This is a genomic window from Thiocapsa marina 5811, from assembly GCF_000223985.1.
In the GTDB taxonomy this organism is placed as follows: Bacteria; Pseudomonadota; Gammaproteobacteria; order Chromatiales; family Chromatiaceae; genus Thiocapsa; species Thiocapsa marina.
In genome coordinates, this window is sequence record NZ_AFWV01000002.1 from 35204 (window position 1) to 61133 (window position 25930).

At 64.2% G+C, this 25930-nt stretch carries 26 protein-coding genes; 12 read left to right on the forward strand and 14 right to left on the reverse strand.

Annotation, left to right across the window (positions count from 1 at the left end; all coding sequences use genetic code 11):
* Positions 1 to 83 precede the first annotated feature (83 nt).
* On the forward strand, positions 84 to 1079 hold the full coding sequence (locus THIMADRAFT_RS02590; RefSeq protein ID WP_007191401.1) for an aminoglycoside phosphotransferase family protein: 996 nt from the start codon (positions 84 to 86) through the stop codon (positions 1077 to 1079).
* Positions 1080 to 1124: 45 nt separating this feature from the next.
* On the opposite strand, the gene THIMADRAFT_RS02595 is transcribed toward THIMADRAFT_RS02590, so the two are convergent.
* Positions 1125 to 2252, reverse strand: coding sequence for a S1C family serine protease (locus tag THIMADRAFT_RS02595; RefSeq protein WP_007191402.1), 1128 nt, complete (start codon positions 2250 to 2252; stop codon positions 1125 to 1127).
* Between the two features lie 80 nt (positions 2253 to 2332).
* On the opposite strand from THIMADRAFT_RS02595, the gene THIMADRAFT_RS02600 reads away from it, so the two are divergent.
* The 6 genes from THIMADRAFT_RS02600 (at position 2333) to THIMADRAFT_RS02625 (ending at position 7200) form a co-directional block, all read left to right on the forward strand.
* On the forward strand, positions 2333 to 3085 hold the full coding sequence (locus THIMADRAFT_RS02600; protein ID WP_007191403.1) for a Nif3-like dinuclear metal center hexameric protein: 753 nt from the start codon (positions 2333 to 2335) through the stop codon (positions 3083 to 3085).
* Positions 3086 to 3266: 181 nt separating this feature from the next.
* Positions 3267 to 3860, forward strand: a complete 594-nt coding sequence (gene petA, locus THIMADRAFT_RS02605) for a ubiquinol-cytochrome c reductase iron-sulfur subunit (protein ID WP_007191405.1) — start codon at positions 3267 to 3269, stop codon at positions 3858 to 3860.
* Positions 3860 to 5104 carry a cytochrome b gene (locus tag THIMADRAFT_RS02610; RefSeq protein WP_007191406.1) on the forward strand — a complete coding sequence of 415 codons (1245 nt, stop codon included), beginning with the start codon at positions 3860 to 3862 and terminating at the stop codon, positions 5102 to 5104. The genes petA and THIMADRAFT_RS02610 overlap by 1 nt, the downstream gene beginning before the upstream one ends.
* A complete protein-coding gene (locus THIMADRAFT_RS02615; RefSeq protein ID WP_007191407.1) occupies positions 5101 to 5829 on the forward strand; it encodes a cytochrome c1 in 729 nt (242 codons plus the stop codon). The genes THIMADRAFT_RS02610 and THIMADRAFT_RS02615 overlap by 4 nt, the downstream gene beginning before the upstream one ends.
* A 211-nt stretch (positions 5830 to 6040) precedes the next feature.
* Positions 6041 to 6676: a stringent starvation protein SspA gene (gene sspA / locus THIMADRAFT_RS02620; protein ID WP_007191408.1), complete on the forward strand. Its 636-nt coding sequence runs from the start codon at positions 6041 to 6043 to the stop codon at positions 6674 to 6676.
* 11 nt (positions 6677 to 6687) lie between these two features.
* Positions 6688 to 7200, forward strand: a complete 513-nt coding sequence (locus THIMADRAFT_RS02625) for a ClpXP protease specificity-enhancing factor (protein ID WP_007191409.1) — start codon at positions 6688 to 6690, stop codon at positions 7198 to 7200.
* A 177-nt stretch (positions 7201 to 7377) separates the two neighbouring features.
* Here the strand turns inward: THIMADRAFT_RS02625 and THIMADRAFT_RS02630 are convergent, their stop codons facing one another.
* Complete coding sequence (locus THIMADRAFT_RS02630; RefSeq protein WP_007191410.1) at positions 7378 to 7692, reverse strand: DUF3301 domain-containing protein; 315 nt, start codon at positions 7690 to 7692, stop codon at positions 7378 to 7380.
* Between the two features lie 281 nt (positions 7693 to 7973).
* Here THIMADRAFT_RS02630 and THIMADRAFT_RS02635 point away from each other — a divergent pair, with 281 nt between their 5' ends.
* Together THIMADRAFT_RS02635 and THIMADRAFT_RS02640 are read left to right on the forward strand one after the other, a co-directional pair.
* On the forward strand, positions 7974 to 8396 hold the full coding sequence (locus THIMADRAFT_RS02635; RefSeq protein ID WP_007191411.1) for a hypothetical protein: 423 nt from the start codon (positions 7974 to 7976) through the stop codon (positions 8394 to 8396).
* A 187-nt stretch (positions 8397 to 8583) separates the two neighbouring features.
* Positions 8584 to 8910 carry a DMT family transporter gene (locus THIMADRAFT_RS02640; protein ID WP_007191412.1) on the forward strand — a complete coding sequence of 109 codons (327 nt, stop codon included), beginning with the start codon at positions 8584 to 8586 and terminating at the stop codon, positions 8908 to 8910.
* 273 nt (positions 8911 to 9183) lie between these two features.
* Here the strand turns inward: THIMADRAFT_RS02640 and THIMADRAFT_RS02645 are convergent, their stop codons facing one another.
* Together THIMADRAFT_RS02645 and THIMADRAFT_RS02650 are read right to left on the reverse strand one after the other, a co-directional pair.
* The gene (locus THIMADRAFT_RS02645; protein ID WP_007191413.1) at positions 9184 to 10251 is read right to left on the reverse strand and encodes an AI-2E family transporter; all 1068 of its coding nucleotides are present in this window, start codon (positions 10249 to 10251) and stop codon (positions 9184 to 9186) included.
* Positions 10252 to 10259: 8 nt separating this feature from the next.
* Positions 10260 to 10745 carry a hypothetical protein gene (locus THIMADRAFT_RS02650; RefSeq protein WP_007191414.1) on the reverse strand — a complete coding sequence of 162 codons (486 nt, stop codon included), beginning with the start codon at positions 10743 to 10745 and terminating at the stop codon, positions 10260 to 10262.
* 299 nt (positions 10746 to 11044) lie between these two features.
* Here THIMADRAFT_RS02650 and THIMADRAFT_RS02655 point away from each other — a divergent pair, with 299 nt between their 5' ends.
* Complete coding sequence (locus tag THIMADRAFT_RS02655; protein WP_007191415.1) at positions 11045 to 12250, forward strand: TraB/GumN family protein; 1206 nt, start codon at positions 11045 to 11047, stop codon at positions 12248 to 12250.
* A gap of 38 nt (positions 12251 to 12288) precedes the next feature.
* On the opposite strand, the gene THIMADRAFT_RS02660 is transcribed toward THIMADRAFT_RS02655, so the two are convergent.
* Positions 12289 to 12903, reverse strand: coding sequence for a YqiA/YcfP family alpha/beta fold hydrolase (locus tag THIMADRAFT_RS02660; protein WP_040729440.1), 615 nt, complete (start codon positions 12901 to 12903; stop codon positions 12289 to 12291).
* Positions 12904 to 12952: 49 nt separating this feature from the next.
* Positions 12953 to 13930 (reverse strand): hypothetical protein, encoded by a 978-nt coding sequence (locus THIMADRAFT_RS02665; RefSeq protein WP_007191417.1) that lies wholly within the window; start codon positions 13928 to 13930, stop codon positions 12953 to 12955.
* A 335-nt stretch (positions 13931 to 14265) separates the two neighbouring features.
* Between THIMADRAFT_RS02665 and THIMADRAFT_RS02670 the strand changes: the two genes are divergently transcribed.
* Together THIMADRAFT_RS02670 and THIMADRAFT_RS28185 are read left to right on the forward strand one after the other, a co-directional pair.
* Positions 14266 to 15009: a spermidine synthase gene (locus tag THIMADRAFT_RS02670; protein WP_233490162.1), complete on the forward strand. Its 744-nt coding sequence runs from the start codon at positions 14266 to 14268 to the stop codon at positions 15007 to 15009.
* A gap of 135 nt (positions 15010 to 15144) precedes the next feature.
* The gene (locus THIMADRAFT_RS28185; RefSeq protein WP_007191419.1) at positions 15145 to 15279 is read left to right on the forward strand and encodes a hypothetical protein; all 135 of its coding nucleotides are present in this window, start codon (positions 15145 to 15147) and stop codon (positions 15277 to 15279) included.
* Between the two features lie 98 nt (positions 15280 to 15377).
* Here the strand turns inward: THIMADRAFT_RS28185 and THIMADRAFT_RS02680 are convergent, their stop codons facing one another.
* From THIMADRAFT_RS02680 to THIMADRAFT_RS02715, 8 genes are all read right to left on the reverse strand, one after another.
* The gene (locus THIMADRAFT_RS02680) at positions 15378 to 16118 is read right to left on the reverse strand and encodes a sulfite exporter TauE/SafE family protein (protein WP_040729446.1); all 741 of its coding nucleotides are present in this window, start codon (positions 16116 to 16118) and stop codon (positions 15378 to 15380) included.
* 2 nt (positions 16119 to 16120) lie between these two features.
* Positions 16121 to 17317, reverse strand: a complete 1197-nt coding sequence (gene prpF, locus THIMADRAFT_RS02685; RefSeq protein ID WP_007191421.1) for a 2-methylaconitate cis-trans isomerase PrpF — start codon at positions 17315 to 17317, stop codon at positions 16121 to 16123.
* A 26-nt stretch (positions 17318 to 17343) separates the two neighbouring features.
* Complete coding sequence (locus tag THIMADRAFT_RS02690) at positions 17344 to 17721, reverse strand: endonuclease domain-containing protein (protein WP_007191422.1); 378 nt, start codon at positions 17719 to 17721, stop codon at positions 17344 to 17346.
* Between the two features lie 129 nt (positions 17722 to 17850).
* On the reverse strand, positions 17851 to 20457 hold the full coding sequence (gene acnD / locus THIMADRAFT_RS02695; RefSeq protein WP_007191423.1) for a Fe/S-dependent 2-methylisocitrate dehydratase AcnD: 2607 nt from the start codon (positions 20455 to 20457) through the stop codon (positions 17851 to 17853).
* A gap of 150 nt (positions 20458 to 20607) precedes the next feature.
* Positions 20608 to 21762 (reverse strand): bifunctional 2-methylcitrate synthase/citrate synthase, encoded by a 1155-nt coding sequence (gene prpC / locus THIMADRAFT_RS02700; protein ID WP_007191424.1) that lies wholly within the window; start codon positions 21760 to 21762, stop codon positions 20608 to 20610.
* Between the two features lie 118 nt (positions 21763 to 21880).
* The gene (prpB, locus tag THIMADRAFT_RS02705; protein ID WP_007191425.1) at positions 21881 to 22765 is read right to left on the reverse strand and encodes a methylisocitrate lyase; all 885 of its coding nucleotides are present in this window, start codon (positions 22763 to 22765) and stop codon (positions 21881 to 21883) included.
* Positions 22766 to 22911: 146 nt separating this feature from the next.
* Positions 22912 to 23598, reverse strand: a complete 687-nt coding sequence (locus tag THIMADRAFT_RS02710) for a GntR family transcriptional regulator (RefSeq protein WP_007191426.1) — start codon at positions 23596 to 23598, stop codon at positions 22912 to 22914.
* Between the two features lie 132 nt (positions 23599 to 23730).
* The gene (locus tag THIMADRAFT_RS02715) at positions 23731 to 25626 is read right to left on the reverse strand and encodes a propionyl-CoA synthetase (RefSeq protein ID WP_007191427.1); all 1896 of its coding nucleotides are present in this window, start codon (positions 25624 to 25626) and stop codon (positions 23731 to 23733) included.
* Positions 25627 to 25930 lie beyond the last annotated feature (304 nt).

The window sequence follows — 25930 nt, forward strand, 5'->3', positions numbered from 1 at the left end:
ATCTTGAACCTGTCGCGGGCCGCTCCGGGGCTGCGGCACCGACCTGACTCATCGGGGTAGACGTGTCTGATCGATTCGAACGTATGCGCCTCTGGGCGGGGCAGATCTTGGGGTCGGACGACTTCGAGCTGCGGCCCGCGTCCTCGGATGCGAGTTTCCGCCGCTATTGGCGGCTCATCCAGGCCGATACCACGCGCGTGCTGATGGATGCGCCTCCCGATCTCGAGGACTGCGGACGTTTCGCCGATCTGTCGCGACGGTTTCGCGCGGTCGGCCTCAATACGCCCGAGATCTATGCGGAGGATCGCGGCGACGGCTTCCTCATGCTGACCGATTTCGGGGATCGGGTGTATCTCGGGGAGCTGACCGACGATACGGCCGATCGGCTCTACGGCGACGCACTTGGCGCCTTGGCGATCATCCAGGCGCGCGTTCCGACAACTGGCCTGCCGAGCTACGACGAGCCGTTTTTGCGTCGGGAAATGGGTCTTTTCAGGGAGTGGTTTCTGGGATCGCTGCCGGATTTCGTGCTCGCGCCGGAAGAATCCGCCGCGCTCGCCGTCGTGGAGGATCGGCTTGTAGCGAGCGCCTTGGAGCAGCCGCGGGTCTGCGTTCATCGCGACTATCACTCGCGCAACCTGATGCTGACCGAGGCGGGCAACCCCGGTATCCTCGATTTTCAGGACGCGGTGGCGGGGCCCGTCACCTACGATCTGGTCTCCCTGCTGCGTGACTGCTACATCGCCTGGCCGGTGGAGCGAGTGACCGACTGGGCCTCGGGCTATTTCCGTCGCGCGCGTCGCAGCGGCGTGCTCCGAGGCGACGATCTCGGGCTTTTTCTGCGCTGGCTCGACCTCATGGGCGTGCAGCGTCATCTGAAGGCCTGCGGGATCTTTGCGCGGCTGAATCGTCGCGATGGAAAACCGCATTATCTCGCGGATATCCCGCGCACACTGGGCTATGTCCGAGAGGTGTCGGGCCATTATCCCGAGCTCGAGGGCCTGTCGCGCCTGTTGGACACCCGTGTCTTGCCGGTGCTGGACGGTCTGGTCGCGACGGGGTCGACCCCCGCGGGGTGATGTTCGCTCGAGCCGTGGCATCACGGCGGGGCCGCTGCCGTCGGATCACTCCGGCGGCGGCGGGCGGGTGTCGGTGGTCGCCCGCGTCAGGATGCGCTCGCTGCCGCGCCAGATCTCCAGGTTCAGGGCGGTCCGGGGTCCTGCGCCGGCGACGGCATCCAGTAGCTCCTGCACCGTCGCGACGTCCCGGTCGTCGATCCGCGTCACCACGTCTCCCGGACGTAGACCGGCCTGCGCAGCCGGACTGTCGCGCAGTGTCGAAGCGACCAGTACCCCGTGTCCTGCTCGCAGGCCGAAGGATTCGGCCAGCTCCGGGGTCACGCTGCGTCCGCTCAGGCCGATCCATCCGCGGGTCACCTGACCCTGTGTGGCGAGGGCACGCGCCACATCGATTGCAATCTCGGTCGGGATCGCGAAGCCGATGCCCTGGGCGGTGCCCGTTTCGGTGAAGATCGCGGTGTTGATGCCGACGAGCTCGCCCTGCGAGTTGATCAAGGCGCCGCCCGAATTGCCCGGGTTGATGGCGGCATCGGTCTGGATGAAGCGCTCGATGCTGGTGATGCCCAGCTCGCTGCGTCCGGTCGCGCTCACGATCCCCATGGTGACGGTTTGACCGACGCCGAAGGGATTGCCGATGGCCAAGGCGAGATCGCCGACACGCAGGGCCTGTGCGCGCCCGATCGGCGCTGCAGGCAGTCCCTGCGCATCGGCCTTGAGGACGGCGAGGTCGGTATCCGCATCGACTCCGACCAGGGCCAGCGCAAACGAGCGCCCGTCCGCCAGCACGGCGCGGACGAGCTCCGCGCCCTGCACGACATGCCGATTGGTCAGGATGAAACCGTCAGGCGAAAGGATCACCCCCGAGCCCAGCCCGGTGCGGGAGGCGGCTGCCCCCGGTAATCCATGGCGGTGTCCTGGATAGGGCGGCAGGGTCGCCGAGGCAGCTGCCGACTCGGCTTGGGTCGTGAATATGCTGACGACGGCGGGAGCGACCCGTGCAACCGCGTTTGCGAAGGTCGGCAGGTCCTCGCTCCGAGCCGGTACCGTCATCGCGGTCTCTTGCGGCGACGACACGTCCGGTCCGGGCGGGGCCAGCCACAGCGTCAGTGCGGAGCCGGAGGCCCCGCCGACGAGGGCCGCGATCAGAAGGGTGGTTGGACCTGTCTTGATCATCCGATTAAGCTACGTGGCCACGGGAAACTCCGGCGACGGCGCCGAGATATCGGCCCTTCATCCGAGCGCGATTCTAAACCATGGTCAATCCTGACGCATTGGTCGCTTACTGCGATCGTTTTCTCGCCGCGAGTGATTTCGACGACTACGCGCCGAACGGCTTGCAGGTCGAAGGCGAACGTTCGATCACGCGGCTGGCCACCGGAGTGACGGCAAGTGCTGCCTTGATCGAGGCTGCGAGCGCATGGCGTGCGGACGCGATTTTGGTCCACCACGGGTGGTTCTGGAAGAGCGAGGCCCCTTGTCTCGTCGGCATGAAGGGGCAGCGCGCAAGGCAATTGTTCAAGGCCGGGGCCAGCCTGATCGCGTATCATCTGCCCCTCGACGCGCATCCCGTCGTCGGCAACAACGCCGCCTTGGCGCGAAGGCTCGGATGGGTCGATGCCGAACCCGCGGGCGATTGCCGAGGACTCTTGTGGTCCGGGCGCTTGAGCCGGGGCTGCTCGCCGGATGCGCTCGCCGCGCAGGTCTCGGAGCGATTGGGGCGACTTGCGACCTTGATTGCCGCGGGTCGCGAGCGCGTCGATCGGGTCGCCTGGTGCACCGGCGGCGGGCAAGGATACATCGAGCAGGCGGCCGCGCTCGGTGTCGACGCCTTTTTAAGCGGCGAAATCTCCGAGCAAACGACCCACGCGGCGCGTGAGCTCGGGATCGCCTTCGTCGCGGCCGGCCATCATGCGACCGAGCGCTACGGGGTTCAGGCCCTAGGCGAGCACCTTGCGGAACGATTCGGGTTGGAGCATCGGTTCATCGAGATCGATAACCCGGCCTGAGCGGAGAATGGCTTTAAGCGCGTGCGGCTTTGTCTTGACCGATCCGACCGGAATACAAGACAATGCCCGGTCGATTTTGTAGAGAATTGGCATATTCTGATCTTCCTTACTTATGAACATGCGCGGGCCGCCAGCCGATAAGCTGTGTCGGGGGCTCGCGCCAGCCGGGGGTTAGTGGCTTATGAGCGCACAAGGCGTGAACAAAACCAGGCGGCGTGTGCTTGTCGCCGCGACCAGCGTGGTCGGAGCCGTCGGAGCCGGCTTCGCCCTCGTACCCTTCATTGCATCGATGAACCCGAGCGCCAAGGCACGCGCCGCGGGTGCGCCGGTCGAGGCCGACATCAGCCAGTTGGAACCGGGTGCGATTCTTCGCGTCAAATGGCGCGGTAAACCGGTTTGGGTCGTAAGTCGTACGGCGGAGATGCTCGAGGCATTGCCGACACTGGACGGCGAGTTGGTCGATCCGGCATCCGCCGTGCCGCAGCAGCCCGAGTATTGTCAAAATGCGACGCGCTCGATCAAAGAGCAATATTTCGTCGTTATCGGGATCTGTACGCATTTGGGCTGCTCTCCGACCTTCCGGCCGGAGTTTGCCCCGGACGATCTCGGCGCGAAGTGGCGAGGCGGCTTCTTCTGTCCCTGCCACGGCTCTCGGTTCGATCTGGCCGGCCGGGTGTTCAAGGGTGTTCCGGCCCCCACAAATCTGGTGATTCCTGTGCATACCTACATCAATGACACCACCATCTTGGTCGGTGAGGATCGAGGAGCTGCTTGATGAGCGCAGAAAAGTCCGAGAACCTCAGCTGGATCGATAAGCGATTCCCGCTGACGGAGACCTGGAAGGCACATCTTTCAGAGTATTACGCCCCGAAAAATCTCAATTTCTGGTCGTTCTTCGGTTCGCTGGCGATCCTGACCCTGGTCATCCAGATCGTCTCGGGCCTCTGGTTGGCGATGAGCTACAAGCCGTCCGCTGCCGATGCCTTCGCGTCGGTCGAATACATCATGCGCGACGTCGAATGGGGATGGCTGATTCGGTACATCCACTCCACGGGCGCATCGGCCTTCTTCATCGTGATCTATCTGCACATGTTCCGTGCACTGCTGTGGGGCTCCTATCGCAAGCCGCGCGAGCTGCTCTGGATCATCGGTGTCGTGATCTATTTGGCGATGATGGCGACCGCCTTCTTCGGCTATCTCCTGCCCTGGGGACAGATGTCGTTCTGGGGTGCACAGGTCATCGTGAATCTCTTTGCGGCGGTCCCGGTCGTCGGCGACGATCTCGCTGTCTGGGTGCGCGGTGACTACGTCATCTCGGATACGACGCTCAATCGGTTCTTCGCCTTCCACTTCCTCTTGCCGTTTGTTTTGGCGGCCTTGGTGTTCCTGCACATCGTTGCACTCCATCATGTCGGCTCGAACAATCCGGACGGTGTCGAGATCAAGGAGGGCCCCAAGGGCAATCGCTGGAGCGACAAGGCGCCGGCGGACGGGATCCCCTTCCATCCGTACTACACGGTGAAGGATCTGGTCGGCGTGGTCGTGTTCTTGGCGATCTTCTCGGCGATCGTCTTCTATGCCCCGACCATGGGTGGGCTCTTCATCGAGGCACCGAATTTCCAGCCGGCGAACCCCTTCCAGACCCCCGCGCATATCGCGCCGGTTTGGTACTTCACGCCGTTTTACGCCATGCTGCGTGCGGTGCCGCCGATGTATGGATCCCAGTTCCCGGGCGTGCTCGTGATGTTCGCGGCGATCCTGATCCTCTTCGCGCTGCCTTGGCTCGACCGCAGCAAGGTCAAGTCGATGCGCTACAAAGGCCCGATCTTCAAGGTCATGACGGGGCTGTTCGCGCTCTCCTTCATCGTCTTGGCCTGGCTCGGACTGCAACCGGTCGATCCCTTCCTGACCCTGTTGTCGCAGATCTTTACGGCCATCTACTTCGCCTTTTTCCTGCTGATGCCGATCTACAGCTCGATCGACAAGACCAAGCCCGTTCCGGAGAGGGTGACCTCATGAGAAAGCTGATTATTGCCACCTTGGCTCTGTTGCTGCCCGCCGTGGGCTTCGCCGCGGGCGGCCATGTCGAGTTGGAGAAGGCCGACATCGATCTGAACGATCAGGCCTCTCTCCAGCGCGGGGCGAAGTACTACGTCAACTATTGCATGGCCTGTCACTCGCTCAAGCATATGCGCTACTCGCGCATGGCGGACGATCTGGGGATCGACGACAAGGCGCTGCGCGAAAACCTGCTGTTCGGCGATGCCCAGCCGACCAGCATGATGACGAACTCGATGCGGCCCGCCGACGGCGAGGTGTGGTTCGGCACGGCCGTTCCCGACCTGACGTTGGTGACGCGCTGGCGCAGCCCGGATTGGGTCTACACCTACCTGAAGAGCTTCTATTCGGATCCGACCCGCCCTTACGGCGTGAACAACGTGATCTTCCCTCTGGTCGGTATGCCTCACGTCCTGGGTGATCTGCAGGGTGTGCAGGAGGCGATCGTCGAAGAGCATGCCGGCCACGAGCCGACGATCGCCGGCGTGGAGCTCACGCAGCCGGGGAGCCTGGCGCCCGAGGAATACGACAACATGGTGCGGGACATTACCGCGTTTCTCGCCTACGCGGGTGAGCCGAGCCAGATGGAGCGGCGCAAGGTCGGCATCTATGTCCTGCTGTTCCTCGGTCTCTTCTTCATCGTGGCCTTTGCGCTGAAGAAGGAATATTGGAAAGACGTTCACTAAGCGTCGTTGAGTTGTCGCATCGGACTCGCCTGGCGAGTCCGATGCGCCCGTCTGCGTTCGACGGCACGGATGCAATCATCTGCCTCCGTGCCGGCTCTCCCATGTACTGTTCACACATGAGCGCAATGCTCAAGGCAGCTGACCCGGACGGTCGGCGATACCTGTTCCTCGGGCCCGCCCGGGCTTTGTCCACATGCTGGAGAAGGGAAGAATGGCTGTGGCTGCGAGTAGACGATCCGTGATGACGCTATTTTCCGATCCCACCTGTCCCTACTGCCACCGTGTTCGGATGGTGCTCGCCGAGAAGGGTATCTCGGTCGACGTGGTCGACGTCGATGCGAACGACCTCCCGGGCGAGGTGATGGACTTCAACCCTTACGGGACCGTGCCGACGCTTGTCGATCGGGATCTGCGCCTCTACGAGTCGCGGATCATCATGGAGTATCTCGACGAACGCTTCCCTCACCCTCCGTTGCTGCCGGTGGATCCCGTTTCGCGTGCCAGTGCGAGGCTGTTCATGTACCGCATCGATCGCGATTGGTACACCCTGATGGGCCGTATTCGGTTGGGGAGTCCGGCGGAAGCGGAACAGGCGCGCAAGGAGTTGCGCGAGAGCCTGGCCGTGACCGCGCCGGTTTTCGGTGCGCATACCTTCTTTATGAACGATGAGTTCTCCCTGGTGGACTGCTGCATCGCCCCGCTCTTGTGGCGGTTGCCTGTTCTCGGCATCGAGCTGCCGCCACAGGCCGAGGCGCTGCGGGTTTATATGCGACGCATCTTTGCTTGCGACGCCTTTCGCAAGAGCCTCACCGAGGCCGAGAAGGAGATGGTCGCGGACGTGTCTTGACGGAGGGCGCGATGGACAGTGAGATCGACACGATGACCTCGACCAAGCCTTATCTGATCCGGGCGATCTACGAGTGGATCCTGGACAACGATATGACGCCGCATTTGGTGGTGGATGTCCGCTATCCAGGGGTCCAAGCACCGAAGGAGTTCGTCGAGGACGAGCGTTTGGTGCTCAATCTTTCGCCGAGTGCCGTGCGTTCGTTGGTCCTGGGAAACGAGCAGATCGAGTTCAACGCGCGTTTCGGCGGTGTGGCTCGCGACGTCTATTTTCCGGTCGACGCGGTGCTGGGTATCTTCACGCGCGAGAACGGTCAAGGGATGGTCTTTCCCGAGCTGGCCTATCCGCTTCCCGGCGAGCCCGAGTCGGAGTCCGATTCCGGTGCACACCTCGAGCGCGAGCGGAGCAAACCGCGATCGGTCGGTGGACCACAGGCCGTCATCCCGAATCCCCAAGGGCCGAAATCGCCCTCGGGAAAAGGCAAAGGCAAGGCAGGCGGACCGACGCTGAAGGTCGTCAAGTAAACACAGTCTACGGTATTGCCCCTTGATCGGCGCCACCCGGATGCGCCCGTCGCCCACTCCCTTGCCGCGATCGCACCCGCGCGGCGCCGAGCACGCCGAACCACGCAGGCAGCGGTATTTCGGGTGCGCGCGAAGCCCAAGCTCCGTGGGCGTGCCGCTCGTCCATCCTGGTGCGGCTCATGCGTCCCGGACCCGTGTCGGTAGGCCGAAACTTAGATCCTCGAGCGTCATTCCGCGCATCACCAGATAACCGCTGCGGCGTCCGACGCCTTCTTCGCTGAAGTCGAAACGATAGATGCGGCGCATCCTCAAGCCTTCCGACCGCCAGGCGAGACCGAGTCGCCGTAAGGCGACCGTTTGATCCAGAAATTGAAGCTCCCTTTGTTTGCAGGCGCTCTTGCAGACCTCCGTTGCGATTTCGCGCGCGCGCATGCTGTCGAGCCAAAACCAGCCGAGCAGAAGAACTAGGAAGACGGCGAGCAGGTTGCTCATCGAGACGGGTCCTCGGGTGGGTCGAACGGGCAAGGGTGGCGTCGGGCTCGCGGAAGACCGCCGTGCTCGGGAGGTCGGGGCAGCCGACGCCGCGCCCTTCCCGGCGGAGTCTGCGCATGTCGGAGTCTTGTACGGTCGCGCGACGGCGAACGATTCGCGCGGAAGCGCGGACAAGGACCGCTTGAGTATACCGAGCACAGGCGCAACGCACCTGCTTTCCGAAAAAGCCGGTTGCCCTCGGTATATACTTTCCATCCTTCAACAGCAACGGAGAGACCGAGATGAAGAGACAGATCCTGTCGGCCGTCATCGTGTCATGTGCGGCCATCGGGCTGGTTGCCTGCGGTCAGGAGCAAGCGCCGGTCGAGGAGGTCGCCGCTCCCGGCGCGGAGGAGCCGACGCTGCTCGATCGGGCGGTCGAGACGGCTAAGGATGCCTCGGATCGTGTCGGCGCTGCAGCGACTGCGGCCAAGGATACCGCTACGGAGGCTGCAACTTCGGCGATGGAGCAAACCGAGGTCGTGCGCGCTCGTGCCGAGACGCAAGCGAAGGAGATGATCGAGCAGGTCAAGAGCTTCTTGGCTGAGGATAAGGAAGAGATGGCGCGTGAGCTGATGGACAAGCTCTCGGCCATGAAGGATTCGCTCTCCGAGACGTTGCGCGCCGAGATCGAACGTCTGGAGGCGATGTTCGCGGACGCCTAGGCAGCGGGCCGCTCAAACCCTTGGGAACACCCGTGCGCGCGGGTGTTCCGCGCTCGCGTCGTCGGTGCAGCGACACGACCTCGGTTTCCCCGGATGGGGCGCGCGTTGTTGCATTCATGATCACTCGAGGCTCGGCGACCGTTGCGCCGTCGCACCGTCGCATGGAGATGTCGGTTGGGGATCGCTTATGGCTTGGGTCTATCTCGTTGTTGCCGGTATCTTCGAATGGGGTTGGCCGGTCGGCCTGAAGCTCGGGATGACCGATTCGGGGCTGCGCTGGGGCTGGATCGGTTTCGCCGTGATCTGCATCGTGGCGAGCGGCGCCTGCTTGCTCGTCGCACAGAAGAGCATTCCAATGGGCACGGCCTATGCCGTCTGGACGGGTATCGGCGCCGTCGGGGCCTTTGCCATCGGGATTGTCCTGTTCGCCGAGCCGGCGACCTTGCTGCGTTTTCTCTTCGTCGGGATGATCGTGCTGGGCATCGTGGGGTTGAAGCTGGTCTCCGGGTCTTAGAACCGCGCCCAGCGCGGCATGCGATGTTTTTGGATGGCATCGGCCTGAGCAGACTTGACGACCGTTGGGGCTGGCGCGGTTTAAGATATTAAAAAATATATTATTTTAAATCGCGTCTCCGCTAAAAGTCATGGACGCACCAAACCTCGAACTCACTCGAGAAGGAGCATTTCGCTCTCGAGGCGGTTTAGGTCTGAGCCTGAACGTCGGCGGGGCGCCTGTGCCGACTTCTCCGTGACTCCGCCGCCTCGCCGAGGGCACCTGCCGGCGTCGTCAATCGGGGAGGCCGATCGTGCCGTGTCGATGCGGCGCCCTGATCTCGGGCCCCAGCATGATGGCGATCGGACGTGTTTGCGGGTTGGTGTCCAGCGCGATCTTGAGCGACATGGTCAGGGGGACGGACAGAAACATGCCGACCGGTCCCAGAACCCATCCCCAGAAGACCAAGGAGACAAACACCACGAGGGTGGAGAGCCCGAGACCGTATCCCATGATCTTTGGCTCCAGGATGCTCCCGACCAGGGTGTTGACCACCAAGTAGCCCAGCGCGACAAGGAGTGCGGTTTGCAGGTCGATCTGCACCAGAGCAAGCAAGACGGCCGGAATCGCGGCCAGAATCGAGCCGATCGTGGGGACGAAGTTCAGCAGAAAGGCGATCAAGGCCCAGAGTACCGCGTAATCCACCCCCAAGATCGTCAGCCAGGCCCAAATGACGAGGCCGGTTCCGAGGCTGGTGAGGCTCTTGATCCCCATGTAGCGGTTGATGCTGTCGAGGACGACATGCATCTGCTTGGTCGAGGTTTCCGGCGAGGTCAGCGCGGCCCGCAGTTTGGCGGGCAGCCCGGCCGCCTCGAGCAGGATGAAGATCACGGTCAGCAGGATGAGAAAGGCGTTGGCGAGCACGCCGCTGAGTCCCGAGACCAGGTCTCCCGCCACCTCCAAGACACGCGCGGGGTCGATGTAGGTTTGCAGGGCCTCGCGCGAGGTATGAAAGCCGATGCCGTCGAGCCATCCTGCGAGGTCATCGATCAGCAGCTTCAGACGTCCCTGGTATTCCGGCAGGCTGGCCTCGAAGCCATCCAGCGAACCGGCGACCAGGATCGCGAGAACGCTGCCGACGCCGACGATCGCCAGGACGACCAGCAGCATCGAGGCCCAGTTCGGCAGCCCCCGGTCACGCAGCTCGCGCAACGGAGGCGTCGCAATAACGGCGATAAAGACGGCGAGCAAAAAGGGCGTGATCAGCGATGCCGCCGCCCGCATCCCCGCGACGACGACGATGAAGGCCGCGACGGCAACCAGAAAGCGGGTGGCGGGCCCGAGGCCCGAATCGGTGCTCATGCCTCGGGCTAGCGGGTCGCCCGGCCTGTGCCGATCGGCGCGAATCTCGGGAGGCCGGAATCCAGCCACCAGGTGTTCGTCACCGCGTCCCAACGCCACACTTGTCGGTCGGTCAATTGTTTGACGACCTGCGCGTCCTCGAACAGATAATCGATCACGACGACCTGAGTGGCGCTGTCGTCCGCTTGGACGACCGGCGGTTGTGTCACATCGTAGCCGGTGACGCGCAACTGGGCGAATGCGGCCGGAAGCTCACCGCTTTTGCGTTTATCCGGATGCAGGAATCCGAGCGCCGTCTCGTAATAGCCCCAGCGCAGAGCGGATTGATAGCCGTTGGTGGCGGCTTGAAGCGCCACCGCGCGACGGTCCTTTTCGACCACGGCACAGCCGACGCCCCACAGGCCTGTCAGGAGCACGGCAAGCAACAGGGGGCCAAAGCCGAGCTTGCGCCCGGTCGAGCTCGGCCACTGCGTTGATCCTTTCGGCTGAGCCATCACGCCCTCGGTCATCGATCTCATGTCGGTGGGCATGATATACCGAGTGCACTTGGGTTTGCCGCCGCATTGCGGTGTAGAGATTCCGAGACCGTCCGAGATCATTGTCGTTGTCGTCGTATCGACGGTCGATGACGACAACGATGGTCGTGGCAAGGGTCGTCTTGCGTCGAATGATTTTAGCCATGCGTGGACCGTTCCTGAGCGAAGCCCGTGCGCCGCCAACGTCGGGGCCCGGCACCCGATCTGGGTTATCATCTCGGGCCGAGATTTCAGACCCGAACCGATCCCTAGACGCTATGCCTGAATCCATCGAGCCAAAACGCGAGATCGCCGTCGCCGATGTGCGGCTCACGCTGCTCGGAACTGCACACGTCTCGCGCGCCAGCGAGGAAGAGGTCCGAACCCTGCTGCAGAGCGGGGAATACGACGCCGTGGCCGTGGAGCTGTGCCGCAGTCGCTTCAGTGCGCTGATGGATCCCAAGTCGCTGTCCGAGATGGACCTCTTTTCGGTCATCCGCCAACAGCGCGTCTACATGGTCGTCGCGAATCTTGCCTTGTCGGCCTATCAGCAGCGCCTCGCCGATCAGTTCGGGATCGAGCCCGGTGCCGAGCAGCGCGCAGCGATCCGCGTCGCCAAAGAATTGGGTTTGCCGGTCCTGCTGATCGATCGCGAGATCGGCGTTACCCTCAAACGCATCTCGTCGAATCTCGGCTGGTGGAAACGCTACACCCTCTTTACGGGACTCTTGGCCGCGATGTTGACCTCGGAGAAGGTCAGCGAGGAGGAGATCGAGCGGCTCAAAGAGGGCGATGTCCTGGAGACGACATTTGCCGAGTTCGCTCACGATCGACGGGATTTGTTTATCCCCCTGATCGAGGAGCGCGACCGTTACATGGCCGCAAGATTACGCGGCGAGACTGCGCGGACGGGCGTGAAGCGGGTCCTCGCTGTTGTCGGTGCGGGGCATCTGAAGGGCATCGCCGAGTCATTGGAGACGGACACGGTAGACCCCGCCGCCGTCACGCGAGCGCTCGAGCAAGTCCCCCGGCCGAGCCGTTGGCCGCGATTCTTGGCATGGGGTCTGGTCGCCTTGATCCTGGCTGGCTTTGCCTATGGCTTTTCTCAAAGCACCACCCTGGGTTGGGGCTTGGTGGCGGCCTGGATCGTCATCAACGGCGGCCTTTCCGCTTTGGGTGCGTTGCTCGCCGGAGGACACCCCCTGACGGTGATTGCGGCGTTTCTCGCCGCGCCGCTGACATCGCTGAACCCGACCATCGGCGCCGGCATGGTCACGGGTGCGGTCGAGCTTTCGATGCGCAAGCCTCGGGTCTCGGACTTCGGCCGGCTGCGTCTCGACGTCGTGACGCTGCGCGGTTGGTGGCGCAACCGTGTCGCGCGGGTCTTTCTGGTGTTCCTCTTCAGCAGTCTGGGCTCCGGGATCGGCACCTATGTCGCCGGTTTTCATATCGTGGATCAGTTGTTTCGTGTCGGCGCCCCCTGAGATGTTGCCGGCGGATCACGGGATCGCGCGGGCAGGAATCAGGGTGATGTCCGATCGATGGCGTCTAAACCGCGCCGGGCGCGGTTTAGATGCTCCCGGATCGTCTCGATCGCTTCGTCGAGATGCTGAAAGGCGTGATCTCCGCCTTCCCAGACCATGAGGCGGCCGCACCCGGCGTAGAGGTGCTCGGCGATGCGCGCGTCGATGACCTCGTCGCCGCGGTCCAGAAACAGGGTGCTCGGAGTGCCGTCGCAGGGTTCTGCGATGCCGTAGGGTCGGGTACTCTCGATCAATGCCTCGCTGACCCGATAGCGCTCTCCGTCGGCCGTGGTCATGACCTCGCCGATGTGCTCCCGAAAGAGGCTCCAGGGTGTGAGTGCGGGATTGATCATGAAGAGATGGGAAAACCGAAACCGGCGCGCCAGATATTGGCCGTAGAAGCCCCCCATGGAGCTCCCGACCACGGCCGGCGCGATGCCCTCGTGTCGCCCGAGAAGCGTGGTGAAAAAGTCCGACAAGGCGGCAACGGCATCCGCCGGGCGGTGCGCCGGATAGTCGATGGCGACGACCGGATGTGGGTCCAGTGACGTACGAAGCCGATTGGCCTTGAAGGATCGGCTCGAGCTGTTGAGTCCGTGGATGTAGACGAGCATTGCCTTTAGGTCGTCGTGGGGCCGCTGTCCGGGCTCGAGGCGCACACGGCTAAACCTCGAGGAGGTCGTCTTGGCATGAGGCGGGCGGACAGAGCGTCGTGTCTGCGTTGCTCGCGATCGCGGGGGCGCCGAAAAAGGTCATTCGAAACAACAAGCAACGATCGATAAATTCGCGTGTGCTTTTGGGCATCGGCACCCGTGCACGCACGATCGAGCCGATCAGCTCGGTCCCGTCGCGCAACAGCGCGAGACCTTCCATCGCCTCGCGCATGGCCTCGGCGCTCGCGTCGCGGGGCAGGACGGGGCTCATGTGGCCGAGTCGATCGATCGCGACCGCGAAGGTCGGCCAGACATCGAAGATCGCCGGATCGGTGCGCAGTATCTCGCATTTGCGTTTGGCGGCATCGGCCAACCCGTCGATCTTCGGAGCGATGTCGGTCATTTGGCGACTGTCCGCAAAGGTGTCTTTCAGGACCACCGCGATGCGATCGATATCGCGCATGGTCATGGCGATCTTGAGGTACCGGCTGTCGTAGAAGTCTTCGATCGTCATGGAGAATGCCTTGAACGGCTCGCCCCACAACTCGTCGATCCCCTCGTCTCCGCTGCGATGCCGGACCATCTTTCCGAGGTCCAATGCCTCGAGCAGGCAATGTCCGCATTCACGCATCAGACTGTTGTCGGGGCCGATCTCGACGCCGGCGGATTGCAGCTCGACGAGACAGGTAAAGATATCCGCGGCTCGGTTGAAGAGCGCTCCCGCCAACATGGCTCCGTTGACCCGCTTGCGCTCAGGATCGGTTTCCGCGGTATAGGCCGCGCGTGCCTCGTCGAGTCTGGAGCCCGGGATGTTGATGCCGTGCTCGACGTGATTGAACAGACGCCGCGTAAGCGCCTGGATCAGCCGCCGTTTGGTTTCCAGGGTGTCGCTCGGCGGCTCGTAGGACTTGATCCAGTAGCCGTCGTAAAACACGCGCTCCTCGCCGAGAATGACGCGCCGCGTGCCGTTGTCGGGTTGTTTTGACATGCCTGGGTCTGGATCCTGGGCGAGTTGGCTCGAGTGATACCGGTTTTCGGCGGGATGCGCAATCTCTCGCGTCGGGTTTTGGGATGGAGATCACCCGGGATACCGAGAGACGGGATCGCGGTATCAATGGCCTGCGGTGTCGGTGCGGCAGCGTGCCTATGACCTCGAGCCCCGCTGGACTATAGTGGCGCACTCGTCCGGACACGCCGTGATCAACGCAACCCCGGTGTCGTGGGCGGTTTAGGCCACCGGGGTGACGTGCACGGCGTGATGTTCAAAGCACCATCGAATCGTCTGACCGAGGGACTATGCGAGCGAAGGAGAAGATTGCATCCATGATCACGACCCTCTTTATTTGGGGTCTCGCGGGGGCCCTTTTCGGCGCCTTGTTCGGTGGTCTCTACCAGGTCCTCGCTGTTTTGGGTCTGGCGGGCCGGGAGCCTTTGATCATCGCGGCGGCGGCTGCGGCCATGACCACATCGGCCTTTTACAGTGCGATGCCTGTCGCGCTGATGGGTGCCATGGCCGGCGTTTTGGCGTCCATCGGGTATTTGATCGTCAGCGGGCACAGTGTCGAGCTCTTATGGATCGCCGGGACAGCGGGCGCGGGCGGGATCCTCGCAGGCGTGTTCTACGCCTGGATGATCACCGGCGGAGGTCGGCCGCTGGCCGAGACGCTGACGGGTCTGATCGCGGGCGTGTTGGCCGGCGGTATCATGGCGATCGTGTTTTCCTCCTTGGGTATCCACTCCAGCATGTTCGTGCTCTCGGCGGGCGTTGTGGCTCTGGTGGGGACCTTCTTCCAGGTGTCCGAGCGCTGGTTGGTGGCGCGCAGTGCACGGTGGTTTCCCGCGGTCTTGTCGGCGCCCGTGGTCGCGGGACTCATTGCGGCCGTGGTCGGGGCGAGTGTTTGGATCGTCGGCGGTACGACCTCGAGCCTCTTGAGCAGCAACGCCCAGGATTCCGCGAATCAGATCCTGAGCGCTGTCCCTCCCGGGTTCCTCGGCGGAATGCTCGGCGGAGCGGTGACGGGAGTCGTGTTGCAGATCCTCGGTTTTCGTCCGGAGCAGCCGCACTGAGCCGCACGGCATGGCGGCTCGGTCGGTTTGAAAGGGTATAAATCCATATCTTTTTTGTGATAATGGGAACGCAGCCTCATGCAGGAACGGGTTGTGTGGTTTCGATATTCCCCTAAACGCATCGGAGGAGACCAGATGTTCGCCGTTCTCATCGCAGTGGCAATCGGTATCGTGATTGGCTGGAACTGGCCGCAGCCCCCTTGGGCCAAGGATATTCAGGACCGTGTTGTCGAGACCTTCCAGTCCTTCACGGCCAAGGGCCCCAAATAGGTCGTCTGCCCAGCCCGGACGCAGCTCCGGCACAGGTGCTCTGCACCGTCCGAGCGGCTTCGATGCATTCGGCCGGTGGTTTTCCGGGGCAATCGCTGTCAGAACGAATCAAGAATCAGCAACCCGGCGATCGCCCAAAGCGCCCGGTTCAACCAGCGCCGATAGGTCCCCTGATCGAGCCGGCGGCGCACCCGAATCCCGATCCACAAGACGGCGAGTACCGCAGGCAGTGCGAACAGCGCGAGCTGGATGATGATTGGATCCAGTGCGTCCTGTAACGCGAACCCGGTCAGCTGGCCGCCCTTGCTGGTGATGAAGCTCAGGTTGAAGGTCGCGACCATCAGGCCCGGATGCATGCGGGTGTAGAGCGCGAAGGCAACCACGATGGGCGAGAAGACGTTCACCAGACCGGCCAAGAGGCCCATCCCCAATCCCAACACCGCCAGCCCCCAGTGCGGGATCCGATGCTCGGGCCCGTCGCCGCGCTTGCGCTGAAGGAGCAGGAAGACGACCAAGACCAGGGCTAAGAGGAGCCTGAAGGGCTCCGGGTCGATGCTCAGCAGGACCCGCGTGCCGATCAGGCTGCCCACCATCGTGAAGACCGGGATGGGCCAGAAGCGGCGCAGCGCTTCGAGCCAGCGTCGCTCGGCGGCGATGCTGACCAGGTTGATCGCAATCGTCGGGATGAGGGTCAGGAGCACGGCCGCACGCATGTCCATGACCAGCACGAGCAGGGGCGTGGCGACGAGCGGGAAGCCGAACCCGAAGGCGCCGTGCACGAAGGCGGCGATCAGCAGAATCCCGATCGCCGCCAGATCGATCAATGCGAATGTGTCCAAGACTACAAAAGAGCGTCTCCGGGCACTCGTACCCAGCCTTCCATCAGCACCCGGGCGCTGCGGCTCATGATGGCCTTGGTCACGGTCCAGTCGCCGTTGACCTGAAGGGCCTCGGCGCCGACGCGCAGTGTGCCCGAGGGATGGCCGAAACGCACTGCGGTGCGCTCGCCTCCCCCGGCAGCCAGGTTGACCAGGGTGCCGGGGATGGCCGCAGCCGTGCCGATCGCCACGGCGGCCGTGCCCATCATGGCGTGGTGCAGCTTGCCCATTGAGAGTGCGCGGACGCACAGATCGATATCGCCGGCCGTGACGGCCTTTCCGCTTGAGGAGACGTAGTCGGCCGGCGGGGCCACGAAGGCGACCTTGGGGGTGTGCTGGCGGGTCGCCGCCTCGGCGACATCCTTGATGAGGCCCATCCGCAGCGCGCCATAGGCGCGGATGGTCTCGAACATCCTCAAGGCATCGGCATCGCCGTTGATGGCGTCCTGCAGCTCGGTCCCGGTGTAGCCGATCGCCGCCGCATTGACGAAGACGGTCGGGATGCCGGCATTGATCATGGTGGCCTCGAGCGTCCCGACACCGGGGACCTCGAGGTGATCGACCAGGTTGCCGGTCGGGAACATGGAGCCGCCGCCCTCGCCATCACCCTCGTCGGCCGGGTCCAGGAACTCCAACTGCACCTCGGCGGCGGGGAAGGTCACGCCGTCGAGCTCGAAATCCCCCGTCTCCTGCACCGCGCCGTCGGTCATCGGCACGTGCGCGATGATGGTCTTGCCGATATTGGCCTGCCAGACGCGCACCCTCGCCATGCCGTCCCGCGGCAGCCGGTCAGGATCGATGAGGCCGGCGCTGATGGCGAAGGAGCCGACCGCCGCCGAGAGGTTGCCGCAGTTGCCGCTCCAGTCGACGAAGGCCGTGTCGATGGACACCTGGCCGAACAGATAATCGACGTCGTGATCAGGCCGGCTGCTCTTGGACAGGATGACCGTCTTGCTGGTGCTCGAGGTCGCCCCGCCCATGCCGTCGATCTGCTTGCCGTAGGGGTCCGGGCTGCCGATGACGCGCAGCAGCAGGGCATCGCGCGCCGGGCCCGGCACTTGGGCGGCCTCGGGCAGGTCTTGCAGGCGGAAGAAGACGCCCTTGCTGGTGCCGCCGCGCATGTAGGTGGCGGGGATGCGGATTTGAGGTAGGTGGGACATTCGATTGATCTCTGAAATTGATCTATTCACTCCCCTCTCCCCTCGCGGGAGAGGGGCCGGGGGAGAGGGGGTGCAGGCTGCTCCGGCGCCTCAAGGATGCTCGATAGCACCCCCTCCGGATTCCGCAGGATGTCGTTGTTCCAGAAGCGCATGACCTTAAAGCCTTGCTGCTCGAGCCATGCGTCACGCACGGAATCGCGATCGCTCCCGTTGTGTTGCCCACCGTCGGCCTCGACGATCAACCGGGCGCCGAAATGCACGCAATCGACGATATAGGGGCCGATCGGTTGCTGGCGACGGAACTTTTGCCCATTCAGGCGACGGGCGCGCAGATGGCGCCAGAGCAGTTGCTCGGCGTCTGTCATGGTTTGGCGCAGGGTCTTGGCGAACGGGTGTTGGTCCACTCTCACACCCTCTCCCCAACCCCTCTCCCGCGAGGGGAGAGGGGCTTTTTTGCGCGGTTTTCCGGGACGCTCGGCTGAGCCATCTCCCCCTCTCCCCAACCCCTCTCCCACGAGGGGAGATGGGCTTTCTTATGCCGCCTTGCTGGATTCCAGGAAATCCTGGGCGAAGCGCTGCAGCACACCGCCGGCCTCGTAGATCGCCAGCTCTTCCGCGGTATCGATGCGACAGGTGACCGGCACCTCCACGCGTTCGCCGTTCTTGCGGGTGATCACCAAGGTCAGGGTGGCGCGCGGTGTGCGCTCGCCGAGCACGTCGTAGGTCTCGCTGCCGTCGATCCCGAGTGTCTTGCGGTCGACGCCCGGTTTGAACTCGAGCGGCAGCACGCCCATGCCGACCAGATTGGTCCGGTGGATACGCTCGAACCCTTCGGCGACGATGGCTTCCACACCGGCCAGACGCACACCCTTGGCTGCCCAGTCACGCGAGGAGCCCTGGCCGTAGTCGGCACCGGCGATGATGATCAGCGGCTGCTTGCGGCCCATGTACGTCTCGATCGCCTCCCACATGCGCATGACCTGGCCGTCCGGCTCGACACGGGTCAGCGAGCCCTTCTTGACCTGGCCATCCACCACGGCCATCTCGTTGACCAGTTGCGGGTTGGCGAAGGTGGCGCGCTGGGCGGTCAGGTGGTCGCCGCGGTGCGTGGCGTAGGAGTTAAAGTCCTCTTCCGGCAGGCCCATCTTGGCCAGATACTCGCCGGCCGCGCTGTCGGCCAGGATGGCGTTCGACGGGGACAGATGGTCCGTGGTGATGTTGTCCGGCAAGACCGCCAGCGGACGCATGCCTTTCAGTGTCCGCTCACCGGCCAGTGCGCCTTCCCAGTAGGGTGGACGGCGGATGTAGGTGCTCTGCGGGCGCCAGTCGTACAGCGGGCTCTTGGCCTCTTCCACATGGCCCAGATCGAACATCGGGATATAGACCTGCTTGAACTGCTCCGGCTTCACGCAGGCCGAGACGATGGCGTCGATCTCCTCGTCGCTCGGCCACAGGTCTTTGAGGGTGATGGGGTTGCCCTGCGGGTCATGGCCCAGCGCATCTTGCTCGATGTCGAACCGCACGGTGCCGGCGATGGCGTAGGCCACCACCAGAGGCGGCGAGGCCAGGAAGGCCTGCTTGGCATAGGGGTGGATGCGGCCGTCGAAGTTGCGGTTGCCCGAGAGCACGGCGGTGGCGAAGAGGTCGCGCTCGATGATCTCCTGTTGGATCTTCGGGTCCAGTGCGCCGGACATGCCGTTGCAGGTGGTGCAGGCGTAGCCGACGATGCCGAAGCCGAGCTGTTCCATCTCAGCCAGCAGGCCGGCCTCTTCCAGGTAAAGCTTGGCGACCTTGGAGCCCGGCGCGAAGGAGGTCTTGACCCAGGGCTTGCGCGTCAGGCCCAGTGCGTTGGCCTTCTTGGCGACCAGGCCGGCGGCGACCACGTTGCGCGGGTTGCTGGTGTTGGTGCAACTGGTGATGGCAGCGATGATGACCGCGCCGTCCGGCATCAGGCCGTCCTTCTCTTCGGCCAGCGCCTTGTCCAGATCCACGGCAATGCCGCGCTCGTGCAGTGCGCTGGTCGGAAGGCGGCGGTGCGGGTTGGACGGGCCGGCCATGTTGCGCACCACGGTGGACAGATCGAACTCGAGCACGCGCTCGTACTCGGCGCTCTCCAGCGCATCGGCCCACAGGCCGGCGGTCTTGGCATAGGTCTCGACCAGTGCGACCTGCTCCGGCTCGCGGCCGGTCAGGGTGAGATAGTCGATGGTCTGTCCGTCGATGTAGAACATGGACGCGGTAGCGCCGTACTCCGGACACATATTGGAGATGGTGGCGCGGTCGCCGATCGTCAGGCTGGCAGCACCCTCGCCGAAGAACTCGACATAGGCACCTACCACGCGCTCCTTGCGCAGGAACTCGGTCAGGGCCAGCACGATGTCGGTGGCGGTGATGCCCGGCCGACGCTTGCCGGTCAGGCGCACGCCGACGATATCGGGCAGGCGCATCATGGAGGCGCGGCCGAGCATCACGGTCTCGGCCTCCAGCCCGCCGACGCCGATGGCGATCACGCCGAGTGCATCGACGTGCGGGGTGTGGCTGTCGGTCCCGACACAGGTGTCCGGGAAGGCCACCCCGTCGCGGGCCTGGATCACCGGGGACATCTTCTCCAGATTGATCTGGTGCATGATGCCGTTGCCGGCCGGGATCACGTCCACGTTCTTGAAGGCGGTCTTGGTCCACTCGATGAAGTGGAAACGGTCCTCGTTGCGTCGGTCTTCGATGGCGCGGTTCTTCTCGAAGGCATCCGCATCGGATCCGCCGTACTCCACGGCCAGCGAGTGGTCGACGATCAGCTGGGTCGGCACCACCGGGTTCACTTGTGCCGGGTCGCCGCCCTTCTCGGCGATGGCGTCGCGCAGCCCCGCCAGATCCACCAGGGCGGTCTGGCCGAGGATGTCGTGGCAGACCACGCGGGCGGGGTACCAGGGGAAGTCCAGGTCGCGCTTGCGCTCGATGAGTTGCTTGAGTGAATCGGTCAGGGTGTCCGGATCGCAGCGTCGCACCAGATTTTCGGCCAGCACGCGCGAGGTGTATGGCAGCTTCGCATAGGCGCCGGGCGTGATCGCATCGATCGCGGCACGCGCGTCGAAGTAGTCCAGAGCGGTGCCGGGCAGGGGTTTGCGGTGGGCGGTATTCATGAGGTGTGCACTGTTCCGAAATGGGAGACGTCGCCTGAGACGCCGGGACGCGTGTGTGGTCGTGTCGAGGTCTGAGCCGGGACGCGCCGGAGCCGAACACCCGTGAACCTCGGCGTTCGGCTCCGGGCCCCGGGCGTCGGGCTCGAGCGCTCAGCGCTTCTCGATCGGCACCCAGCTCAAGTTTTCCGGCCCGACATAGTTGGCGCTCGGGCGAATGATCTTGCCGTCGATGCGCTGCTCGATGACGTGGGCGACCCAGCCGGTGGTGCGCGCGATGACGAAGATGGGCGTGAACAAGGCGGTCGGAACGCCCATCTGTGCGTAGGACACCGCCGAGAACCAGTCGAGGTTCGGGAACATGTGCTTGATGTCCCACATGACGCTTTCGAGGCGGTCGGCGACCTCGAACATGCGCATGTCCTCGTTGGACTCGGACAGGCGACGCGCGACCGTCTTGATGACCTCGTTGCGCGGGTCGCCGGTGGTGTAGACCGGGTGACCGAAGCCGATGATGATCTCCTTGCGCCCGACCCGCTCGCGGATGTCCGCCTCGGCCTCGTCGGCACTGAAATAGCGGCTCTGGATCTCGCAGGCGGCCTCGTTCGCGCCGCCGTGCTTGGGTCCGCGCAACGCGCCGATCGCGCCGGTGATGGCCGAATAGAGGTCGGAGTTGGTGCCGGCGACCACGCGGGCGGCGAAGGTCGAGGCATTGAACTCATGCTCGGCGTAGAGGATCAGCGAGGTGTGCATGGCGCGCACCCATTCGGCCGAAGGCGTCTTGCCGTGCAGCAGGTGCAGGAAGTGCCCGCCGACCGACTCGTCGTCGGTCTCGACCTCGATGCGCCGGCCATTGTGGGCGAAGTGATACCAATACAGCAGCATGGAGCCGAAGCTGGCGACCAGGCGATCGCCGATGTCGCGTGCCGCGGCCACCGGCATGTTGTCCTTCTCGGGCTCCAGCGTGCCGAGCAGCGAGGCGCCGGTGCGCATCACGTCCATCGGATGCGCCGAAGGCGGGATCTGCTCCAGGGCGGTCTTCAGCGCGGCGGGCAGACCGCGCAGCGACTGGAGCTTGCGCTTGTAGGCCGCGAGCTCGGCGGATGTCGGCAGGTGTCCGTGGATCAGCAGGTAGGCGATCTCTTCGAACTCGGCCTGGTCGGCGAAGTCCAGGATGTCGTAGCCGCGATAGTGCAGATCGTTGCCGGTGCGCCCGACGGTGCAGACGGCGGTATTGCCCGCCGCGGTGCCGGACAAGGCAACCGATTTCTTGGGTTTCGGAAGTTGGCTCTCTTGGTTCTCGGCCATCGTGTTCTCCTCGATCAATGTGATGCGGTTGTCGTCGTTTGGCCTTTAGCCTTTTACCTTTTACCTTTGAACTTCGCTGTCTGTTCGCTCAACGCAAACAGCTCTCTTCCGGCATGCCTCAATCTTTGCCCTGCGTGAACAGCTCATCGAGCTTCTGCTCGAAACCGTGGTAATTGAGGAAGTCGTAGAGATCCATGCGGGTCTGCATGGTGTCGACCACGGCGGCTTGGGTGCCGTCGCGGCGAATCGCCTCGTAGACCTTGAGCGCGGCGAGGTTCATGGCGCGGAAGGCGGACAGGGGGTAGAGCACCAGCGACACCCCGACTTCGCCCAACTCGGTCGTCGTGAAGAGCGGGGTGGAGCCGAACTCGGTGATGTTCGCCAGTACCGGAACCTTCACCGCGGCGATGAACTGCTCGTACTGAGCCAGCTCGGTCATGGCCTCGGGAAAGATCATGTCCGCACCGGCCTCGACACAGGCCACGGCGCGTTCGATGGCCGAGTCGATCCCCTCGACGGCCAGCGCGTCGGTGCGGGCCATGATGACGAAGTCGTCGGTGCGCGCATCCACGGCGGCCTTGATCCGGTCGACCATCTCCTCCTTGGAGACGATGGCCTTGCCGGGGCGATGACCGCAGCGCTTGGCAGCGACCTGGTCCTCGATATGGCAGCCGGCCGCGCCGGCCCGGTTCATCAGTCGGACCGTGCGGGCGATGTTGAAGGCGCCGCCCCAGCCGGTGTCGGCATCGACCAAGAGGGGTAGGGCGGTGGCGTCGGTGATCCGGCGCACGTCCTCCAACACGTTGTCCAGGCTGGTCATCCCGAGATCGGGGATCCCGAAGGAGCAGGCTGCCACGCCGCCGCCCGAGAGATAGAGCGCCCGATAACCGGTGCGCTCGGCCATCATGGCGTGATAGGCGTTGACGGCGCCGACGACCTGTAGAGGACGTTCCTCTTCAACGGCGAGCCGAAGCCGGGTGCCGGGCGTGAGTGTTTCGGTCATGCGGGTCATCTCCTTCTAAACCGCACCCAGCGTGGTATGCGGTGTTTTTGGATGGGGTCGGCTCCGGCAGACTTGACAGCCGCTGGAGCAGGTGCTGTTTAGGTTATTGAAAAATATATCATTAGGTGTTGGCGGCTCCGCACCGCTCAGCCCTCGACCGCCAACCGGCGCTCGATCGCCCGCCGCGAGGCGCGGATATGCCGTCGCATCAGCCATTCGGCCAGCTCGCCGTCGCGCTCGGCAATGGCGTCCGCGACCAGTTCATGCTCCTTGAGCGCATCCGCGGCCCGGTCGCTCTTCATCCCGAACTGGCAGCGATACATGCGAGCCAAGTGGTAGAGGTCGTTGCAGAGGATATCGATGAGGCGCCGGTTGCCGCTGCCTTGGACGATGCGAAAGTGGAAGTCGAGGTCGCCTTCCTGCTGGAAATAGGTTTGCCAGTCGGCGCGAGCCACCTCGCGCCGGTGGCGCTCCAAGAGGTTCTTTAAGTCTGCGATGGCCGCATCCGGCATACGTTCCGCGGCGATCCGGGCGGCCATGCCCTCGAGCGCCTCGCGGATGACATAGATCTCCAGGAGCTCGTCGTTCGACAGGGTGATGACTCGCGCGCCCAGGTTCGGGCGGCGTTCGACGAGATTGGTGGATTCGAGCCGGCGCATCGCCTCGCGCAGCGGGCCGCGGCTGATCCCGTAGCGGGCCGCAAGTGCCGGCTCGCTGATCTTGCTGCCGGCCGGGATCTCGCCTTCGACGATCGCCTGGCGCACCTGACCGAAGATGCGATCGGCGATCGTCGAGGCTTCTTCGTCCAGGAGCTCGGCCGTGGTGGATGCCATGATTGTCGACACTTGGTTCGATTATCAGTCTAATTTAGACCAATATTCGGACGTGTCAAGTTTAAGTGTCGACAGAAATGCGCCCGGGTCGCGATGCGAGTCCCGACCCGGGCGATGTGTCGAGCGGCCGAATCAGGCGTGCTTGGCGTAGCCGATCTTGCCGAGGGCTGTCTGGATCTCTTCCAAGATGGCGGGGTCGTCGATGGTGGCGGGCATGCGGTAGTCCTTGCCGTCGGCGATCGACTTCATGGTGCCGCGCAGGATCTTGCCCGAGCGGGTCTTGGGCAAGCGCTGCACGACAACCACGGTCTTGAAGGCGGCGACGGGCCCGATCTGATCGCGAACCAGGTTGACCAACTCTTTGACGATCGCGGCGTCGTCGCGCGAGACGCCCGACTTGAGTACCACCAGCCCCACAGGCAGCTCGCCCTTGAGCTGATCGTGCGCCCCGATCACGGCACACTCGGCCACATCCGGATGGGAGGCCAGTACACCTTCCATCGCACCCGTGGAGAGTCGGTGACCGGCGACATTGATGATGTCGTCGATACGGCTCATGACGAACAGGTAACCGTCCTCGTCGAGATAGCCCGCGTCGCCGGTCAGGTAGTAGCCCGGTTGTGCCGAGAGATAGGACTGGATGAAGCGTGCGTCGTTGCCCCAGAGGGTCGGCAGGCAGCCGGGCGGCAGCGGTAGCTTGATCATGATGCGCCCGATGTCGCCCGGTGCGACCGAGACGCCTTCGTCGTCGAGGACTTGAATGTCGTAACCGGGTACGGCGCGGGTCGGCGAGCCGGGCTTGACCGGGAGCTGCTCGATGCCGAGACAATTCGCGGCGATCGCCCAGCCGGTTTCGGTCTGCCACCAATGATCGATGACCGGGATGCCCAGGATCTTTTGCGCCCAGCCGAGTGTATCCGGGTCGCACCGCTCGCCGGCGAGGAAGAGAGCCCGCAGGGTGCCGAGATCGTACCGTCCGAGATGCTCGGCGTTCGGGTCGTCGCGCTTGATGGCGCGGAAGGCGGTGGGCGCGGTGAAGAGAACCGAGACCCCGTGCTCGGAGATCACGCGCCAGAAGGCACCGGCGTCGGGCGTGCCGACCGGTTTGCCCTCGTAGACGATCGTGGTGCAGCCCGCCAGCAACGGCGCATAGACGATGTAGGAGTGCCCGACCACCCAGCCCACGTCGGATGCGGCCCAGAAGACCTCGCCGGGCTTGACGTTGTAGACGTTCTCCATGCTCCAGGCCATGGCGACAGCGTGTCCGCCGTTGTCGCGCACCACACCCTTGGGTTGGCCGGTGGTGCCGGAAGTGTAGAGGATGTAGAGCGGGTCGGTCGCGGCGACCGACACGCAGGCGGCCGGTTCGGCGGCGGCGAGTGCTTCCGCCCAGCCGAGGTCGCGTCCCTCGATCAGGGTTCCGGGCTCCTGCTCGCGTTGCAGGATGATGCAGTGTTCGGGCTTGTGCTCGGCCAAGTTGATGGCCGAGTCGAGCAGAGGCTTGTAATGGACGACCCGGTTCGGCTCGATGCCGCAGGATCCGGCGACCATCACCTTGGGCTTGGCGTCGTCGATACGGGTCGCCAGCTCGCGGGCGGAGAAACCTCCGAACACGACCGAATGGATGGCGCCGATCCGGGCGCAGGCGAGCATGGCCACTGCCGCTTCGGGAACCATCGGCATGTAGACGATGACCCGATCGCCCTTGGTCACGCCGAGCGCCAGCAAGGCCCCGGCGAAGCGCGCGACCTGATCCTGAAGCTCCGCATAGGTGATCACCGTCTTGGAGCCGGTGACGGGGCTGTCGTGGATGATGGCCGGTTGACCTCCGCGTCCGGCGGTGACGTGCCGATCCACGGCGTTGTAGCAGGTGTTCAACATCCCGCCTGCGAACCAGCGATGGAATGGCTCATTGGAGCTGTCCAGGACCTTGTCCCAGGGCCGATCCCAGTCGATGAGCTCCGCGGCCTCGGCCCAGAAGGACTCCGGGTCCTTCATCGATCGCTCGTAGACGGCTTGATAACCCATGGTGATTTCCTCGGCTGGTGAGTGGACGGCCCTCGTAAGGCCCGAAGGCTTCTGCGTATTTGCTGCGACGCAACATTAGTGCGGGCGGCGAGAATTTGCAATCCGCACTCGGGCTTTGTCCGGACCGCGCGCTTGGGGCGCGCGGTCCGGACAAAGCCCGAGGACATCGAGGTCGGGCAGCGTTTCTCGACCGGCCACCCGAGCCCGTAGGGTGCGGTGAGCGCAGCGAACCGCACCGATGTCCGGACCGGTCGTCGCACGGTGCGGTTCGTTCCTCACCGCACCCTACATCGCTGCGCCATGT